The following is a 17,528-nucleotide window of genomic DNA, read 5'->3' on the forward strand; positions in this document are numbered from 1 at the left end:
GCCTTGGGCACGGGCCTACGCGTTTGGCCAAATGTCCTGACGCGGCGGCAAAGCCCCCATCACCTTGGTATAGACGGACTGCGCCTCTGGCGCGGTTTCCATCGCCGTCGACAGGCGCTGATAATCGGCCTGCACCTTTTCCCCCAAGGCAACCAGCGTATCCAGCGCCTGTTTCTTGCGTTCTGAGCTGAGCGCGGCGAATTCATCCGTCGCCAGATGCGCGTAATAGCCGTGGAACAGCTGCGAGTTGTCAAAGAACCGGTCGCAGGCCACCATCAGTTCAATCTCCAGCCGCCGCCGCACGCCGCGATAGTCGGCAAAGGTCGGGTCGGGGGCCTCTGGCGGCACGAAAGGCCGATAGTCCGAGGGGCCTGAATCGATCTGGTCTTTCAACGCGGTGATGCGGCGCGGGTCGATGATGCCCGCCACGCTGCGGTCGTCGAAATCGGCGTGGATCAGGATATCGACCAGCACCTCTTCAAGATGGTCCTGCCGGTCGACGGTGTCGCGTCGCCTTTGCCGCCAGTCGGCGGCGGTCTGAAAGATGACCTTGCTCAGCCAGCCCAGAACGCCAAGCAGAGAGGTGATCGCAAGCAAAAGCAGCGCGCAGGTCACGCTTTTGGCGTCGCCCTCGAACAGCGATTGCAGCCAGGTCACGGGGTTTCAGCCATCGGTGGGACCGGGCCGCTCGCCCACGTCGCCGGACCACCATGCACGTTTGATACCCTGATAGACGGTGATCGTTTCGCCGGGCCGATAACCGTCAAGCTGTTCTTCCTTGTAGGCAAGGCTTTGGCCCATACGCCCGCTTTGTTCCTTCCACGTCAGGCGATAGCGATGGCGGTTGTTGACGCGGTAATTGGTCGCCTTGGTGCCGGTGACCTGTGCGGTCTCACGGGCGCCGTAGCGTCGGGCGCGCACCGCCGCCACCGCCCAGCGTGCCGGGAACCACATCGCCACCAGCGCCGCGATGCCAAACGCCAGCGCAATCCATTGCGTGATGACGGATGCACTGCGGTTTTCGCCCCGGTTGATCTCGATCCTGTCCGGTTCGCTTTCCAGATACCAGACGGGTATCCGCTCTCCCGGATCGGTGCGCCGGTAGATGCCTGTCCCGACGGACCGGGTGATTTCGATCGTATCGCCGCGCTGCGTTTCGTATTGCAGCACGAAATAATAGGTTGTCTCGCGGTCGCCATCGCTGTCGGTGGTGACGGTCTCGTATTTGTCCAGCACCTCGGCCGAGGTCTCACGCCCCTCGCTGTCAAAGCGATTGGCAAGGTTGAGGGAGAGCACGCTGAACAGCGTCATGGCCGCCAGAAAAACGAGGAAGATAAGCGTGATCCAGCCGCCCATCCGCCAGAAGAGCCGCCAGAGGGGAACCGGATCGTCGCCTGCCACCTGTGCCATGTCGGCATATTGGCGAGGGCGGCGCGCGCGATCAAGATGCCTGTTCCGGTTTTCGTGATTGATCGTGGCAAGAGGGGCGTTTATAGCCTGTGTCCAGAGGAGCCTTTTCATGTTCGCCACTTGCGCCCGACGCCTGCGACGATGATCCGCCCACCGCCCGTTGACCGGCGGTTGTCCTCTCTTTCCATGCCCAAACCCGCGCGTGTTGCCCCGCGCGCCCCTGCATTCAGGTGATCCCATGACCCATTCCATCGCCATCATCGGCGCATCCGGTTATACCGGGGCCGAGCTGATCCGGCTGCTGGCCACGCACCCTTCGTTTCAGATCAAAGCCTTGGCCGCCAACTCCAAGGCGGGGCAAAGCATGGCGCAGGTCTTTCCGCATCTGCGCCACCTTGACCTGCCCGATCTGGTGACATGGGAGCAGATCGACTTTGACGAGATCGACCTCTGTTTTTGCGCCCTGCCGCACAAGACCAGCCAGGAGGTGATCTCTCAACTGCCGAAAACGGTGAAGATCGTCGATCTTTCAGCGGATTTCCGGCTGCGCGATCCGGCGGCCTATGAAAAATGGTACGGCAATGCCCACGCGGCGGTTGAGACGCAGAAAGAGGCGGTTTACGGCCTGACCGAGTTTTACCGCGACGACATCCGCGCCGCGCGGCTGGTGGCCGGGACCGGATGCAACGCGGCGACGGGGCAGTATATCCTGCGGCCCCTGATCACCGCCGGGGTGATCGACCTTGATGAGATCATCCTCGATCTGCAATGCGGGGTCAGCGGGGCAGGGCGGTCGCTGAAGGAAAACCTGCTGCACGCAGAGCTGAGCGAGGGCACCAATGCCTATGCGGTCGGCAGCACGCACCGGCATCTGGGGGAGTTCGATCAGGAATTCTCGGCCCTTGCGGGGCGGGATGTGCAGATCCAGTTCACCCCGCATCTGGGGCCGTTCAACCGGGGCATTCTGGCCACCGCCTATCTGCGCGGCGACCCGAAAGCCGTCCACGCGGCGCTGACTGCGGCCTATGCGGATGAGCCTTTCATTCACGTCCTGCCGTTTGGCGAAACGCCCTCGACCCATCATGTGCGCGGCTCGAATTTCTGCCACATCGGCGTGGCCGGGGACCGGCGTCCGGGCAGGGCGCTTGTGGTGGCGGCGCTGGACAACCTGACCAAGGGCAGTTCCGGTCAGGCGTTGCAGAACGCCAACCTGATGCTGGGCGTGGATGAAACCGAAGGCCTGATGCTGGCCCCCTGTTTCCCCTGATCCAGCGGTGCGCGCCTTGCGCGCGCAGGTCCGTTTGCGTTCAGGCCACGCAGGCCGTCAGGGGGCATTGCCCCCTGAAACCCCACGAAGGAACGCAACGGGGCCGCCGGTTGGGGCGCGGCAAATTGCGCTTGCCCCTCCCCAACCTGTGCCGAGTTCCCTATATTCCCGTCAATACCTGTCGGCGCGCTGAAAGAGAGTCCTCATGGCCCTGAAATCCCTCAAGAAAAAACGCCGCATCCAGATTGTTGCCTTGGCCGCCGTCGCTCTGGTCGTGTCGACGGTCTTGATCGGCTACGCGATGCGGGACGGGATCAACTTTTTCCGCTCCCCCAGTCAGGTGATGGATGAACCGCCTTCGCCGGCAGAGGTGTTCCGCATCGGCGGTCTGGTGGAAGAGGGGTCGCTGATCCGGGGGGACGGCGAACAGATCCGTTTTCGCGTGACCGATGGCGGCGCGACCGTACCGGTGGTCTATACCGGCGTGCTGCCCGATCTGTTCGAAGAGAACCAAGGCATGGTCGGCACCGGGCGCTATGTCGACGGGGTCTTTGAAGCCTCTGAAATCCTAGCCAAGCACGATGAGACCTACATGCCCAAAGAGGTTGTCGATGCGTTGAAGGCACAAGGCGTCTATCAGGAACCCGACAGCTAAGGACCTGTGGCCAAAGCGTCTTTTACGCCCGCTTCGGGAAAGTAGAGGGCCGCGCGCAAGCCGCCGCCAGCCGCGCGCTCTAGCTTTAGTCCACCGCCGGACTGGCGGGTGAATCCGGCCACCGCAGACAGGCCCAGCCCGCGGCCTTCATTCGGGGGCTTTGTCGAGTAGAACGGCTCTGCCAGCAGGGGCAGGGCATCGTCGCCGACCCCCGGTCCGTCATCCTCGAATATCAGAACGACATAGGGCGGCGGGGCATCCGGTGGCGGATCAAGCTCTCCGATGGTGGCGCGCCGCTCCGTGCGGAGACGGATATGGCCGGTGCCGCCAGTGGCCTCTTGCGCGTTCAGGCCCAACTGAATCACACAAGAGCGCAACGCGGCGCTGTCGATCCGCGCCGCCAGAGGCTCTGCCGGGGGCAACACCTCGACCGTCATGTCGGGACTCAACGTATCGGTCAGAGCCTCGCCAAGATCGAAAAGCAGACCCTCCATCGGCACGTCCGCAGGCGACAGCCGGATGCGTCCGCTGGCGGCCATGAGATGTTGCACGGTCTGCGCCGCGCGCGCCGCCGCTGTGCGGCTTTCGTTGATGGCGGTGGCACGGTCTGCGGGGTCGTCCAGTGTGTCGAACAAATCGAGATTGCCAAGGATCACGGTCAGATCGTTGTTGAACTCATGCGCCACGCCACCGACGAACTGGCCCAACGTGCGCGCCTGTTGCGCCGAAGCCGCCCGCCTGCGCGCCGTGCGCAGCTCGGACTGGAGTTTCCAGCCCGACACCTGTGCGCTGATGTAGTAGCCCAGCACCGCAAGTGCGACGACACCGACGGTGGCAACCTCCAGCGCGCTGTCCAGCCGGGGACGCAGGGTCAGGATCAACGCGAAGGTCAAGGCGGTGACGGTGCAACAATCGACGATCACCAAGCCCAGTTCGCGATGTGGCCGCTGAAGCGTGTAGAGCGCCAGACCGACCAGACCCACCGCACCGGCGAATGTCAGATCGGGGGAATAGTCGGCCACCACCAGAAACAACGGCAAGGACATGAAACAGATTTCGGACAGGCCGTAGACCGTGAGCGCGGCAGCGTAGCGCAGCAGCGGCGCGCCAAACTCTTTGCGGATGAGCAGCATCGCCATGCCGACCTCAAGCAGCGCATTGAGCGCCCCCCAACCCAGCGCGAGTCGACTGTTCATGCCAAGGGACAGAACCACGACGAAGGCCACCATGAAAACATACCGCACAATGGTCTCGCCGCAGGCCCCGTATTCGGCACGGCGCATGTCGGCAAGTCTGATTGTGAAACCGTCAAGAGTCTGTGGCCCGGCCATGTTTTCCTGTGCGTCGCCGTTTTGTTCGACCGCAACGGCAGCCGGAAATACCGTTAAACACGCTGCAAGATACGTGTTCAAATCGGTCCCGTCACTTGGATTGGCTTATACCTACCCAAAAGAATAGAACCGCCCCGGTCAAAGGGCGGTTCTTGCAAGATGTTGAAACTAAGAGCTTATCTCAGGATGGATTTGCCCGCGTAGGTTGCGGTGTCTTCCAGCATCTCTTCGATTCGGATCAATTGATTGTACTTTGCCAGCCGGTCGGAGCGGGCCAGAGAACCGGTCTTGATCTGTCCACAATTGGTGGCGACGGCGAGGTCGGCGATGGTGGCATCCTCGGTTTCGCCCGACCGGTGCGACATGACATTGGTCATGCGCGCGCGATGCGCCATCTCGACCGCTTGCAGCGTTTCGGTCAGGGTGCCGATCTGGTTGACCTTGACCAGCATCGAGTTGGCACAGCCTTTCTCGATCCCCATGGCAAGGCGGGCGGGGTTGGTGACAAACAGATCGTCACCCACAAGCTGGATCTTGTTGCCGATCTTGTCGGTCAGCAGTTTCCAGCCTTCCCAGTCGTCCTCCGAACAGCCGTCCTCGATCGAGATGATAGGGTAGTCGGCGCAGAGCGCGGCAAGGTAGTCGACGTTTTCCGCGATGCTGAGCGATTTGCCTTCGCCCTTCATCTCATACTTGCCGTCCTTGAAGTATTCGGTCGCGGCGCAGTCGAGGGCCAGATAGATGTCCTCACCCGGTTTGTAACCGGCCTTTTCGATGGACTTCAGGATGAAATCCAGCGCGTCGCGGGTGGATTTCAGTTCCGGGGCAAAGCCGCCCTCATCGCCAAGGCCGGTGGACATGCCCGCCGCCGACAGTTCCCCCTTCAGGGTGTGGAACACCTCGGAGCCCATGCGGACCGCTTCGCGGATGTTCTGTGCCGCGACCGGCATGATCATGAATTCCTGAATGTCGATCGGGTTGTCGGCGTGTTCGCCGCCGTTGATGATGTTCATCATCGGCACCGGCAGGGTGCGCGCCGAGGTGCCGCCGATGTAGCGGAACAGCGGCTGCTGGGTGAAATCGGCGGCGGCATGGGCCACCGCAAGGCTGACGCCAAGGATGGCGTTTGCGCCCAGACGGCCCTTGTTCTCGGTGCCGTCTAGTTCGATCATGGCAAGGTCGATGGCAACCTGTTCGGTGGCGTCAAAGCCAAGGATCGCCTCGGCAATCTCGCCGTTGACGGCGGCAACCGCCTCCAGCACGCCTTTGCCTTTGTAGCGGGCCTTGTCGCCATCGCGCTTTTCGACGGCCTCATGCACGCCGGTCGAGGCGCCCGAGGGTACAGCGGCGCGGCCGACTGAACCGTCCTCAAGGGTGACGTCGACCTCAACGGTCGGGTTGCCGCGGCTGTCAAGGATCTCGCGGGCGTGGATGTCGATGATGGTGCTCATGGGTTTGGTCCCTCTGGGCTGTGGGTCTTGCACATCTCTTAGCAGCAGGTGACGGAAAGTAAACGTGGCCGATAGCGCTAACGGATCTTTGTCTGCAAAGGTGGCGCTATCAGCTCAGCCGGGGTCGGAGGGGCGGGATCCGTGCCTGTCTCTCTTGGGGCGCGGGCGGCGGTTCAGGCCAGAGCGGCGGCCCGCACCAACCGGCGTTCGCGCAAAAAGGTGTATAGCCCGGCCACAAGGATCAGCGCCGAGCCGGCGAGGGTCCAGAAATCCGGGCGGTCGCCGAACACCAACATCCCAAGCCCGGTGGTGAACACCAGCCGCGAATAGCGAAAGGGCGCCACGATGGACGCCGGGGCCATTCGCATCGCGGAGGTGATCGCAAGATAGCCGGTGGTTGTCACAAGGACCGCGCCAAGAATGGGCCAGAGGGCGGCGGCACCGTAGCTGGACGGTGTCGATGCCAGCGCCCAAAGCGCCAGACCGGGTATGACCGTCGCCCCGAACCCCCATGTGGAAATCGCCAGCGCCGGAATCTCGGGCGGCGACATCCGGGTGACAAGATCGCGCGCCGACAGGGCGGTGATGCCCATGACGGCAAACAACTCCCACCCGGAAAACCCGGTTCCGAAGGGCCGGATCACCATCAGCATCCCGACAATCCCGACCCCGACCGCGACCCAGCGCCGCCAGCCGACCTGCTCCTTCAGAAACAGCGCCGCGCCCAGCGTCACCACCAGCGGACCGGCCTGAATGATCGCGGCAAAAACCGGCAGCGGAATATGTTTCAGCCCGACCACCATGCCGATTGCGCCGATGATCTCGAACAGGTTGCGCAGCAGGACCATCGGGTGCAGCGCCGCCCGCGTCCACAGCGGTACACCCAAGACCCGCGCCATCGCGATGAACAGCGCGGTGCCGCCGATGCTGACCAGTGTCATGACCTGCCCGATGGGGGCGGCATGGGTGGCCAGCTTGAAAAACGCATCCGCCCCGGCCAGCAGCGCCATCGAGAGGATCATCAGGGAAATGGCGCGCAGGATCATGCGCGCACCTGCACAGGGCCGGGCATCAGGGTGGCTTTCGGTGATTGGCGTGTCGCCTAGGGTATCGCCCGCGCGACGGAGGGGGGCAAGCGGAAAGGCTCTGCCGGTGTCTTACCCCGCCGTCAGTTCGGCCAGATGGGCGGCACAGCCGCGCAGCGCGGCGTAATCGTCGGTTACAAGGTCCACCGGAAACTGCGTCATATAGGCGTTGAACCGGCCCTTGTCGGCAAAGGCCTCGGCAAAACCCAGTCCGCGCAGATGCGGGCCAAGGTGCCGGGTGACGCCGCCCACAAGGTAGATCCCGCCAAAGGGCAGGGTGGTCAGGGCCAGATCGCCGGTATACCGCCCCAGAATATGCACGAACAGCCGTGCGGCGCGCCGCGCGCGCGGCTGACCGGCCTCGAACCCGGCCATGACCTCTGCGGCGGGCAGCGGCACGCCATCGCCCTCGTCATGGCAGACCCACGCATACAGCCGTTCCAGACCACGCCCCGACAGCACGTCCTCGACCCCCGGCTGGCCGTGCCGGTCGGCGATCCAGTCGATCAGGCGCAGTTCCTCGGCGGTGCGCGCCAGCAACGAGATATGCCCCGCCTCCGCCGGGGGCACCATGGTGCGGCCGCCTTGGGAATAGACCGGCACCGCGTTCAGACCGGTGCCGACATTGACCACCAGACGCACCGCGTCGGCGGCGGCCTCGCGTCCGGTCAGCACCGGCGACAGGCTGTCGTGACCAAGGTGCGCCACCGCAAACCCCTGCGCCTGAAGATCGTTCAGCACCGCGACCCGCGCCGCGCCGGTTTCTGCCTTCAGGGCGGTGGCGTCGACCTTCCAGTCGAGATTTGTCAGCGTGCCGACCCCGTCGTGCACGGGCCCGGCCATGTCGACGCAGACCGCCACCGGCGTCACCTGCTGCGCGCCAAGGTAATCGTCCAGAACAGGCGCGATGCCAGCGTTGTCGGCGTTGCGATAGCGGCGGATCGTGTCCTCAAGGATCTGCCCGTCACGGCTCAGGGCGACCCGTGTGTTGGTACCGCCGATGTCGGCGACAACGGAAATCTCGGGGGAAATCTCCGGCGAAAGCTCTGGGGAAAGCTCTTGGGTCATGGCGGTGGCCTTTCGGGAGATCAGCTTTTCAGGGCGTGGGCGAGCGCGTGATACGATGCCTTGGGCGTGCGCACCAGCGTGTCGAAGTCGACATGGACCAGCCCGAACCGTTTTTCGTAACCCAGCGACCATTCGTAATTGTCCAGCAGCGACCAGATGAAATAGCCGTTCAGCGGCACGCCTTCGGCGATGGCCCGTTTGGCGCTGTCCAGATGCGCGTCCAGATAGGCGGTGCGGCCGGGGTCACCGATGCTGCCGTCCTTGATCACATCCTGAGAAGCCATGCCGTTTTCGGTGACATACAGCGGCAGATCGCCGGTGTAGTCGCGCGCCGTGCGGGTCAGAAAGTCATACAGCCCTTCGGGATGGATTTCCCAATCCATGAACGTCTTGGGCAGCGGGCCTTCGACTTCGCGGTAGTCGGGCCATGGGGCACCTGCGGGCGCGATCAGCTTGCGGGTGTAATAGTTCAGCCCGCACCAGTCGAGCGGGGCCTGAATTGTGGGGAAATCGTCCTGCCAGCCTGTCGGCAGGTGCGGCTCCAGCCCCTTTAGCGCCAGTGCCGGGTATTCCCCTTTGAAGACACCGCCAAGGAACCAGCGGTTGTAGATCGCGTCATAACGGTCGGCGGCGTGGCGGGCCCCGGCGCTGTCATCTGCCGGGTCGGCCCATTCCAGGTTGAAGACCCCGCCAAGGTTGCCCATGCCCAGACCGCGCATCGTCTCTATCGCACGACCGTGGGCCAGCAGGACGTGATGCATGGCCCGTGCGGCGGCGCGGATGTCGCGCACGCCCGGCGCATGGTGGCCCTCGAAATGGCTGAGCCAGGCCACGCACCACGGCTCATTGATCGGAGCGACCGAAAACATCCGGTCGCCGATGCGGGACATGACGACCTCTGTGTAATCGGCGAACCACCCGGCGATGTCACGGTTGCGCCAGCCGCCCATGTCCAGCAGCGGGGAGGGCAGTTCCCAATGGTACAGCGTGGCGCAGGGCTTGATCCCGCGTTCCAGCATGGCGTCGGTCAGCCGGTCGTAGAAATCCAGACCCTCCTGATTGACCGCGCCGCGCCCCTCGGGCAGCACCCGCGCCCAGCTCAGCGAAAAGCGGTAGCAGTCGAATCCGGCGGCGGCGACCAGATCCAGATCCTCTTCGTAGCGGTGATAGTGGTCGCAGGCGCGCGCGCCGTTTTCGAACCGGACGACATTGCCGGGGGTCGCGGCGAAATCATCCCATTGGGTGCGGCCCGCACCGCCAAAGCCGTGGCCCTCGATCTGGTAGCTGGATGTGGCGGCCCCAAAGAGGAACCCCGTGGGAAAGTCGGAACGCTTGTGTCGCATGGAGAACCTTTATTGCGCGGGGCCGGTCGAAGTGCCGATGATCAATTCGGCCTCCATCAGCTGTGTCAGGGGCGGGGAGCCGGGATTGCGGATCAGGTGCAGCAGCATCTCGGCGGCCTTGGCCCCGGCGCTGCGGACAGAGGACCGCGTGGCGGTAAAGATCGGCACGTCATCGCCGTTCTTGAGATAGCCAAGATCGTCGTCATGGGTGATCACGGATACGTCGCGCCCCATTTCCAGACCGGCCTCGTGGATGGCGCGGCGCACCCCGATCGCGGTGATCATCGACGACACCAGAAAGGCGGTCGGTGGCGCGTCGCTGCGCAGCATGTCGCGGGCACAGCGATAGCCGAAAACCTCTGTCATCTCATCGGAACGCATCAGCGCCGGATCGACCACGGCGCCGCGTTCGGTCAGCGCGGTGAGATAGGCTTCGCGACGCCGATGGGCAAAGTCCATGAACTCCAGCCCGTTGATCAGCGCGATGCGACGGTGCCCGAGGTCCAGCAGGAACTCTGTGGCCCGCCGGAAGGCGCGGCTGTTGTTGGTGTCGAGCCAGGAATAGGGCTGGTTCATCGCCGAGGCGCGGCCATGCACGACAAACGGCAGGCCCAGTTCGCTCAGCAAAGTGATTCGGCTGTCGGCCATACGCGGCCCGTGCACGATGATGCCGTCGACATTGCCCCGGCTGCGGATCGACCGATAGGCCTGTTCCTGATCCCTGTCGCGGACTAGGCTGATGACGACCTCATAGCCTTCCTTGGCATAGGTCTGTCCCGCCCCGGCGATAAAATCGCCGAAGATCGGGTTCACCATCTCATGCTGGTCGCTGATCGGCAGCACGTGGCCGATGGCCTGCGCGCGTCCGGTGGCCAGCCCCTTGGCCCGCGCGTTCGGGCTGTAGTTCAGGTCTCTGGCAGCCCGCAGCACCCGCTCGCGGGTCTTTTCATTGACCTCGGGAAACCCGTTCAGCGCGCGGCTGACGGTGGTCTGTGACAGTTTGAGGTGCTCGGACAGCTGCTTGAGGTTCATAGGTACATATCGTCCAAAGCGCTTCGGATTTGTCAAGAGGTGAGACGTGTCATGCGCGCCGTGTCCAGGCCCGGCTTAGCTGCATCGCAGCATTTGATTTCTTTGCCTGCTTCGGTTGAAATGTTGACAGGTCGGGGCGACTCGGAGATAGTGGCCGCACCCAAAGCGCTTTGAAAATGTAAAAAGAGAGGCGCTGGATGACTGGAAATGACCACGTGGGATGGCGTGGGATTGGGAGGATCAAGAATGAAGTCACCGTTTTACCTGAGCGTCGCGGCCCTGGCCCTGAGCGCGGGCATGGCCCACTCTGAAAAGCTGACCGTCTTCGGTCCGTGGCTTGGCCCCGACCAAGAGGCCGTCCTGTCGGTTCTGAACGCGTTTGCGGCCCAATCGGGTCATGACGTGTCTTACGTCGGCTCTGACAGCTTTGAGCAGCAGATCGTCGTCGACGCAGAGGCCGGGTCGGCCCCCAACGTCGCGGTCTTTCCGCAGCCGGGCCTTGCGTCGGACATGGCGTCGCGCGGGTTTCTGACCCCGCTCAGGGACGGCACCGGTGACTGGATCCGGGAAAACTATGCCGCGGGCGACAGCTGGGTCAGCCTTGGGTCCTATGCGGATGCCTCCGGCGCGGACAAGCTGTTCGGGTTCTTCTACAAGGTCGATGTGAAATCGCTGGTCTGGTACAACCCGGAAAACTTTGCGGATTTCGGCTATGATGTCCCGACCACCATGGAAGAGCTCAAGGCGCTTGAGGCGCAGATGATCGCGGACGGCGAAACGCCCTGGTGTATCGGTCTGGGATCGGGCGGGGCGACCGGCTGGCCCGCGACCGACTGGGTCGAGGACATGATGCTGCGCACCCAGCCGCCCGAGGTGTATGACCAATGGGTCGCCAACGAAATTCCCTTTGACGATCCGGCGGTTGTCGGCGCCATCGAGGCCTTCGGCGCGTTCATCGAGGACGGCAAGGTGGCCGGGGGCCGGGGGGCGGTTGCCTCGACCGACTTCCGCGACAGCCCCAAGGGTCTGTTTGATGCGCCGCCGCAGTGCATGATGCACCATCAGGCGTCCTTTATCCCCGCCTTCTTCCCCGAAGGGACCGAGGTCGGTCTGGACGCCGATTTCTTCTACTTCCCGGCCTATGAGGGCAAGGATCTGGGCCAGCCTGTTCTTGGCGCGGGCACCCTGTGGGCGATCACCAATGAAAACGACGCCGCCCATGATCTGATCGCCTTCCTGCAAACCAATGAGGCGCATGAAATCTGGATGGCGCGTGGCGGTTTCCTGACACCGCTCAAGACTGTGGATTCTTCCAAGTTCTCGGATGAACCCACGGCCAAGATGAACGGCATCCTGCTGGACGCCACCACCTTCCGCTTTGACGGCTCGGACCTGATGCCCGGCGGCGTGGGGGCTGGCAGCTTCTGGACCGGCATGGTCGACTATGCCGGTGGCAAACCGGCCGCCGACGTGGCCAAGGCCATCCAGAACAGCTGGGACGCGCTGAAGTAACAGCGGCGTCACCGGGATGACCGGCTGTCCCGCCTCTGCGGGGCAGCCACCGGGCCACAAGGCCGACACAGCAGCACAAATTTGGGGGGACAGCGCCATGCATCCGGCATTGCAGGGGCTTTTGACAATCGTGATCGGCGTGGGGGCCTGCCTGAGCTATTTCTGGGCGTCGAACGAGGTGCTGGACCGCGTTATCTTTCCAGCCAAGGGAAAACACGCGGGGCGCAACATCAACCGCGCGAATATGGTCCGGCCCTGGCTTTTCCTGTTTCCCGCGCTGTTCGCGCTGTCGCTCTATCTGGCCTATCCGGTGTTCGAGACCATTCGCCTGTCGCTGACGGAACGGGTGACGCAGTCGGACGGGACGACGGTCTATCAGTTTGTGGGTCTGGGCAATTACATCCAGATGTCCGGCGACCCCAAGTTCTGGGAGGCGCTGTGGAACAATATGCTCTGGCTGATCGTGGTGCCGGCCATGTCCACCGCCTTTGGCCTGCTGGCGGCGCAACTGACTGACCGCATTTCGTGGGGCAATCTGGCGAAATCGCTGATCTTCATGCCGATGGCGATCTCCTTTGTCGGCGCGGCGGTGATCTGGAAGCTGATCTATGACGCCCGCCCGCCCGATGCCGCGCAGATCGGCGTGCTGAACGCGATCTACGTGTCGCTGACCGGCAACGATCCGCAACAATGGCTGACGGTGCCGTTCTGGAACAACTTCCTGTTGATGGTGGTGCTGGTCTGGATTCAGACCGGGTTCGCCATGGTGATCCTGTCAGCGGCGCTGCGCGGCATCCCCGAAGAGACCATTGAGGCGGCCATTGTCGATGGCGCCAACCCGTTTCAGATATTCTTCAAGATCAAGGTGCCGCAGATCATGCCGACCATCATGGTGGTCTGGACGACGATCACGCTGGTGGTGCTCAAGATCTTTGACATCGTCTTTGCCATGACCAACGGCCAATGGGGCACGCAGGTTCTGGCGAACTACATGTTCAATCAGCTATTCGTGACACGCGACTGGGGGGTCGGATCGGCCTCGGCCATGGTGATCATGCTGCTTGTGACGCCGATCCTTGTCTGGAACGTGCGGCAGGCCCGCAAGGAAACGCGCTGAGGGAGGCGAAGACATGGAAAATATCGCAGGTCACAGATCCTCGCTCACCTGGGCGGTTCATATCTCGGTCGTTTTGCTGGTGGCGCTCTGGCTGTTCCCGACCGTGGGGCTGTTTGTGTCGTCGTTTCGGACGGCGGACCAGATCGCCAGCTCCGGCTGGTGGAACGCGCTGTTCCCCACGGAACAAAGCCTGACGCTGCGCACCGCCGACCCCGATGCGCAGGTCCAGCAGGACGGCGTCTACGTGATCGAGGGCAATCTGTTCGCCGTCGAAGGGCGCGAGCCTGCGCCGATCTCGACCTTCGGCATCTCGTCGCGCGACGTGTCGGCCTTTCAGCCCGGCGATACCGCCGAGTTGCGCGGCGGTGGCGCGATCACCATTCAGGAGAATGGCGACTATCGTCTGGAAAGCGCCGAGGAGATCACCGGCGGCCGGGGCACCCGTATCTTTGTCAGTGCCGAGATCCCGCCAGAGTTCACCCTGCGCAACTATGACACGGTGCTGGGGCAGGACGTGGTAAAGCGGCTGCTGCTGTTTGTCGGCGCGGGCGTGGTGCTGTGGGGGATTGCACGGTTTGTGCTCTCGGCACAGCCGTCGATTGTAGCGCAGGGTCTGCCTATCGTTGCGGGACTGGCGTTGTTTCTGGCGCTTGCCGCCGCGTTTGGCCTGTCCAGCGGGGCCGCCGAAGGCGCGCAAACCACCGATGACATGGGGCGTGCCTTTCTCAGTACGCTGACGGTGACGATCCCCGCCACCATCATCCCGATCGTGGTGGCGGCCTTTGCCGCCTATGCGCTGGCATGGATGGATTTTCCGGGCCGCGCGCTGCTGATCGCCTTTGTCGTCGGGCTGCTGGTGGTGCCGCTGCAACTGGCGCTGATCCCGCTGCTGAAGCTGCACCTCAGCTTTGGCATCGGCAAGGGCTACCTTGGTGTCTGGCTGGCGCATACCGGCTTTGGCCTGCCGCTGGCGGTCTACCTGCTGCGCAACTACATGGTCGGACTGCCCCGCGACATCATCGAAAACGCCCGCGTGGACGGCGCGACAGAGTTCCAGATCTTTACCAAGATCATTCTGCCGCTGTCGTTCCCGGCGCTGGCCAGCTTTGCGATCTTCCAGTTCCTGTGGACATGGAATGACCTGCTGGTGGCCAAGGTGTTCCTGATCGACGCCTCGGGGCAAACCACCGTCATGACCAACCAGATCGTCGAGCTGCTGGGCACGCGCGGCGGCAACTGGGAGATCCTTGCCACGGCGGCCTTTGTGTCGATCGCGGTGCCGCTGGTCGTGTTCTTTGCCATGCAACGCTACCTCGTGCGCGGCCTGCTGGCCGGCTCTGTGAAATGACAACGCGCCCCGGACCTGCTCCGGGGCCTCTGACAACGACAACGGGCGCCGGGGCCGACAGGTTCCGGGTCAGGCCCGGAACGGGAAACGGACCCCATGACCCTGCATGACAACACCCCCAACGCTCTCTCCGCCGACAAGGACTGGTGGCGCGGCGCGGTGATCTACCAGATTTATCCGCGCAGCTATCAGGACAGCAACGGCGACGGAGTGGGGGATCTGAACGGCATCACCGCGCGGCTGCCCTATGTGGCCAGCCTTGGCGTCGATGCGATCTGGATCTCGCCCTTCTTCACCTCGCCGATGAAGGACTTCGGCTATGACGTCAGCGACTATTGCGATGTCGACCCGATGTTCGGCACCCTGAGCGATTTCGACGTGCTGGTGGACACGGCGCACAAACTGGGCGTGCGGGTGATGATCGATCTGGTGATGTCGCACACCTCGGACCAACATCCCTGGTTTGTCGAAAGCCGGGCCAACCGCGACAACCCCAAGGCCGACTGGTACGTCTGGGCGGACCCCAAGCCGGACGGCACGCCGCCCAACAACTGGCTGTCGATCTTTGGCGGTCCTGCCTGGCAGTGGGATGCGCGCCGTGAGCAGTATTACCTGCACAACTTCCTGACCGAACAGCCGGACCTGAACTTCCACAATCCGGATGTGCAGGATGCCCTTCTGGACAGCGTGCAGTTCTGGCTGGACCGGGGCGTCGACGGGTTTCGTCTGGATACCATCAACTTCTACATCCACGACAAGCAGTTGCGCGACAACCCGCCCCTGCCGGTGGACCAGCGCGATGCCTCGATCGCGCCGCGGGTGAACCCGTACAATCACCAACTGCACCTCTACGACAAGAACCAGCCCGAGAACCTTGCCTTTCTGGAACGCTTTCGCGCCGTGCTGGACGAATACCCGGCCACAACCGCCGTGGGCGAGGTCGGCGACGCCCAAAGCGGGCTGGAGATCATGGGGCAATACACCTCTGGCGATGCGCGGGTGCATATGTGTTACTCGTTCGAATTCCTGTCGGGCGATCAGCCCGACGCCGCGCGCATCGCCCATGTCATGGGCCGGGTGGATGATGTGGTCTCCGAGGGTTGGGCCTGCTGGGCCTTTTCCAACCATGACGTCGTGCGCCATGCCTCTCGCTGGAACCTGACACCGCAGGCGCAAAAGGCCTTTACCACGCTGATCATGTGCCTGCGCGGCTCTGTATGCCTGTATCAGGGAGAGGAACTGGGCCTGCCAGAGGCCGATGTGCCCTTTGAGGATCTGCAAGATCCCTACGGGATCGAATTCTGGCCCGAGTTCAAGGGCCGCGACGGCTGTCGCACGCCGATGGTCTGGGAGCCGTCCAACCAGAACGGCGGCTTTTCCGAGGCGACCCCGTGGCTGCCGGTCAGCCACGCGCATCTGCCGCACGCGGTGGCTGCGCAGGAACAGGATCCGGGGGCGTTGCTGCACCACTATCGCAAGGCGATCCACTTTCGCACCGCGCATCCCGCGCTGGTCAAGGGCGCGCATGACCGGGTGAAATCCACCGGCAGCATCGTGCATTTCATCCGCAGCCACGCGGGTGAGGAGGTCTTTGTCGCGGTCAACCTCAGCGGTGACCCGGCGGTGATGGAGATGCCTGCCGGTGACTGGCAGCAGATCGGGCAGGAACTGGGCAGCGCCTGCGCCGCACCGGACGGCAAGCTGCATCTTGGACCTTGGCAGCCCGCGCTGGCGCGGCGATCACACACATAATTGGGGGAGCGGACATGGCCAATCTGAAACTGACCGATGTCGAAAAGACCTATGGCGGTGCCGTGCAGGTGCTGCGCGACATCAACCTTGATATCAAACAGGGTGAACTGATCGTCTTTGTCGGGCCGTCGGGCTGTGGCAAGTCCACCTTGCTGCGGATGATTGCCGGGCTGGAAAAGATCACCGGCGGCACGCTGGAGATCGACGGGCAGGTGGTCAACGATGTGCCGCCCGCGCAGCGTGGCATCGCGATGGTGTTCCAGAGTTATGCTCTGTACCCGCACATGACGGTGCGGGAGAACATGAGCTTTGCGCTCAAGCTGGCCAAGAAATCCCCGGCCGAGATCGAAGAGGCGGTGAACCGGGCGGCGAAGATGCTGCAACTGGACCCCTACCTTGATCGTCTGCCCAAGGCGCTGTCAGGCGGGCAGCGGCAGCGGGTCGCCATCGGGCGGTCGATCGTGCGCGACCCCAAGGTCTATCTGTTCGATGAGCCGCTGTCGAACCTTGACGCCGCGCTGCGCGTGGCGACGCGGATCGAGATTGCCCAGCTCAAGGAGCAGATGCCCGACCGGACGATGATCTATGTCACCCACGATCAGGTCGAGGCGATGACGCTGGCGACCCGCATCGTGGTGCTGGCGAACAAGGGGATCGCGCAGGTGGGCGCGCCTCTGGAATTGTATGAGCGGCCCAACAGCGAGTTTGTGGCGCAGTTCATCGGTTCTCCGTCGATGAACCTGCTGCCGGGTGAGGTGATCGCCACCGGGGCCCGGACCACTGTCAAACTGGAGGGCGGCGGCACGGCCTTGTCCGATTATCCGACCACCGGGGCGGACATGGGGCTGAAGGTCAACGTGGGCATCCGGCCAGAGGATTTTGTCGCCGCCGAGGGGGAGGCGGCATTCGCTGGCAAGGTCAATATAATCGAAGCTTTGGGCGAGGTGACGCTGCTGTATTTCGAGGCCCAGCAGGGCGGCGATCCGGTCATCGCCAAGCTGCCCGGCATCCACCATGAAATGCGGGGCAAGACCGTCTCTTTGGGGGTGGCCCCGGAAAAGGTGCATCTGTTCGCGGATGGGGTGTCGCTGTTGTATCGGTGAGGGGTGTCCACGCGTGGACAGCCGGTCGGATGTGAAAAATCAATAGGTTACAGA

Annotated in this window: 15 protein-coding genes; 7 read left to right on the plus strand and 8 right to left on the minus strand. The window is 63.4% G+C overall.

What is annotated here, in order from left to right; genetic code table 11:
- Positions 1-15: 15 nt before the first annotated feature.
- Both ACN0S5_RS11275 and ACN0S5_RS11280 read right to left on the minus strand, forming a co-directional pair.
- On the minus strand, positions 16-657 hold the full coding sequence (locus tag ACN0S5_RS11275) for a hypothetical protein (RefSeq protein ID WP_417208350.1): 642 nt from the start codon (positions 655-657) through the stop codon (positions 16-18).
- Between the two features lie 6 nt (positions 658-663).
- The gene (locus ACN0S5_RS11280) at positions 664-1,410 is read right to left on the minus strand and encodes a DUF3592 domain-containing protein (RefSeq protein ID WP_417208351.1); all 747 of its coding nucleotides are present in this window, start codon (positions 1,408-1,410) and stop codon (positions 664-666) included.
- Positions 1,411-1,648: 238 nt separating this feature from the next.
- On the opposite strand from ACN0S5_RS11280, the gene argC reads away from it, so the two are divergent.
- Both argC and ccmE read left to right on the plus strand, forming a co-directional pair.
- Positions 1,649-2,677, plus strand: coding sequence for an N-acetyl-gamma-glutamyl-phosphate reductase (gene argC / locus ACN0S5_RS11285; RefSeq protein ID WP_417208352.1), 1,029 nt, complete (start codon positions 1,649-1,651; stop codon positions 2,675-2,677).
- A 205-nt stretch (positions 2,678-2,882) separates the two neighbouring features.
- Positions 2,883-3,332, plus strand: a complete 450-nt coding sequence (gene ccmE / locus ACN0S5_RS11290) for a cytochrome c maturation protein CcmE (RefSeq protein ID WP_417208353.1) — start codon at positions 2,883-2,885, stop codon at positions 3,330-3,332.
- Here the strand turns inward: ccmE and ACN0S5_RS11295 are convergent.
- The 6 genes from ACN0S5_RS11295 to ACN0S5_RS11320 all read right to left on the minus strand — a co-directional run bounded on the left by ACN0S5_RS11295 (position 3,329) and on the right by ACN0S5_RS11320 (position 10,642).
- A complete protein-coding gene (locus ACN0S5_RS11295; protein WP_417208355.1) occupies positions 3,329-4,615 on the minus strand; it encodes a sensor histidine kinase in 1,287 nt (428 codons plus the stop codon). The two genes, ccmE and ACN0S5_RS11295, sit on opposite strands and share 4 nt — an antisense overlap.
- Before the next feature lie 224 nt (positions 4,616-4,839).
- Positions 4,840-6,114 carry a phosphopyruvate hydratase gene (gene eno, locus ACN0S5_RS11300; RefSeq protein WP_089275837.1) on the minus strand — a complete coding sequence of 425 codons (1,275 nt, stop codon included), beginning with the start codon at positions 6,112-6,114 and terminating at the stop codon, positions 4,840-4,842.
- 173 nt (positions 6,115-6,287) lie between these two features.
- A complete protein-coding gene (locus ACN0S5_RS11305) occupies positions 6,288-7,160 on the minus strand; it encodes a DMT family transporter (protein ID WP_417208357.1) in 873 nt (290 codons plus the stop codon).
- A gap of 111 nt (positions 7,161-7,271) precedes the next feature.
- The gene (locus ACN0S5_RS11310; protein WP_417208358.1) at positions 7,272-8,267 is read right to left on the minus strand and encodes a glucokinase; all 996 of its coding nucleotides are present in this window, start codon (positions 8,265-8,267) and stop codon (positions 7,272-7,274) included.
- Positions 8,268-8,287: 20 nt separating this feature from the next.
- Positions 8,288-9,610, minus strand: coding sequence for a GH1 family beta-glucosidase (locus ACN0S5_RS11315; RefSeq protein WP_417208359.1), 1,323 nt, complete (start codon positions 9,608-9,610; stop codon positions 8,288-8,290).
- A 9-nt stretch (positions 9,611-9,619) separates the two neighbouring features.
- A complete protein-coding gene (locus ACN0S5_RS11320; protein WP_417208360.1) occupies positions 9,620-10,642 on the minus strand; it encodes a substrate-binding domain-containing protein in 1,023 nt (340 codons plus the stop codon).
- A gap of 246 nt (positions 10,643-10,888) precedes the next feature.
- On the opposite strand from ACN0S5_RS11320, the gene ACN0S5_RS11325 reads away from it, so the two are divergent.
- From ACN0S5_RS11325 to ACN0S5_RS11345, 5 genes are all read left to right on the plus strand, one after another.
- Positions 10,889-12,154, plus strand: a complete 1,266-nt coding sequence (locus ACN0S5_RS11325; RefSeq protein WP_417208361.1) for an ABC transporter substrate-binding protein — start codon at positions 10,889-10,891, stop codon at positions 12,152-12,154.
- Positions 12,155-12,251: 97 nt separating this feature from the next.
- The gene (locus tag ACN0S5_RS11330; RefSeq protein ID WP_417208362.1) at positions 12,252-13,271 is read left to right on the plus strand and encodes a carbohydrate ABC transporter permease; all 1,020 of its coding nucleotides are present in this window, start codon (positions 12,252-12,254) and stop codon (positions 13,269-13,271) included.
- A 13-nt stretch (positions 13,272-13,284) separates the two neighbouring features.
- Positions 13,285-14,619, plus strand: a complete 1,335-nt coding sequence (locus ACN0S5_RS11335; protein WP_417208363.1) for a carbohydrate ABC transporter permease — start codon at positions 13,285-13,287, stop codon at positions 14,617-14,619.
- 96 nt (positions 14,620-14,715) lie between these two features.
- Complete coding sequence (locus ACN0S5_RS11340) at positions 14,716-16,371, plus strand: alpha-amylase family glycosyl hydrolase (RefSeq protein ID WP_417208364.1); 1,656 nt, start codon at positions 14,716-14,718, stop codon at positions 16,369-16,371.
- 14 nt (positions 16,372-16,385) lie between these two features.
- On the plus strand, positions 16,386-17,474 hold the full coding sequence (locus ACN0S5_RS11345) for an ABC transporter ATP-binding protein (protein WP_417208365.1): 1,089 nt from the start codon (positions 16,386-16,388) through the stop codon (positions 17,472-17,474).
- Positions 17,475-17,528 lie beyond the last annotated feature (54 nt).

Source organism: Antarctobacter sp. (genome assembly GCF_048262615.1).
Classification (GTDB): Bacteria; Pseudomonadota; Alphaproteobacteria; order Rhodobacterales; family Rhodobacteraceae; genus Antarctobacter.

Bases quoted from the DNA above. Each gene is read 5' to 3' on its own strand.
- ACN0S5_RS11280 (WP_417208351.1), bottom strand. From the start codon at position 1,410: ATGGCACAGGTGGCAGGCGACGATCCGGTTCCCCTCTGGCGGCTCTTC.
- argC (WP_417208352.1), top strand. From the start codon at position 1,649: ATGACCCATTCCATCGCCATCATCGGCGCATCCGGTTATACCGGGGCC.
- ccmE (WP_417208353.1), top strand. From the start codon at position 2,883: ATGGCCCTGAAATCCCTCAAGAAAAAACGCCGCATCCAGATTGTTGCC.
- ACN0S5_RS11295 (WP_417208355.1), bottom strand. From the start codon at position 4,615: ATGCGCCGTGCCGAATACGGGGCCTGCGGCGAGACCATTGTGCGGTAT.
- eno (WP_089275837.1), bottom strand. From the start codon at position 6,114: ATGAGCACCATCATCGACATCCACGCCCGCGAGATCCTTGACAGCCGC.
- ACN0S5_RS11305 (WP_417208357.1), bottom strand. From the start codon at position 7,160: ATGATCCTGCGCGCCATTTCCCTGATGATCCTCTCGATGGCGCTGCTG.
- ACN0S5_RS11310 (WP_417208358.1), bottom strand. From the start codon at position 8,267: ATGACCCAAGAGCTTTCCCCAGAGCTTTCGCCGGAGATTTCCCCCGAG.
- ACN0S5_RS11315 (WP_417208359.1), bottom strand. From the start codon at position 9,610: ATGCGACACAAGCGTTCCGACTTTCCCACGGGGTTCCTCTTTGGGGCC.
- ACN0S5_RS11320 (WP_417208360.1), bottom strand. From the start codon at position 10,642: ATGAACCTCAAGCAGCTGTCCGAGCACCTCAAACTGTCACAGACCACC.
- ACN0S5_RS11325 (WP_417208361.1), top strand. From the start codon at position 10,889: ATGAAGTCACCGTTTTACCTGAGCGTCGCGGCCCTGGCCCTGAGCGCG.
- ACN0S5_RS11330 (WP_417208362.1), top strand. From the start codon at position 12,252: ATGCATCCGGCATTGCAGGGGCTTTTGACAATCGTGATCGGCGTGGGG.
- ACN0S5_RS11335 (WP_417208363.1), top strand. From the start codon at position 13,285: ATGGAAAATATCGCAGGTCACAGATCCTCGCTCACCTGGGCGGTTCAT.
- ACN0S5_RS11340 (WP_417208364.1), top strand. From the start codon at position 14,716: ATGACCCTGCATGACAACACCCCCAACGCTCTCTCCGCCGACAAGGAC.
- ACN0S5_RS11345 (WP_417208365.1), top strand. From the start codon at position 16,386: ATGGCCAATCTGAAACTGACCGATGTCGAAAAGACCTATGGCGGTGCC.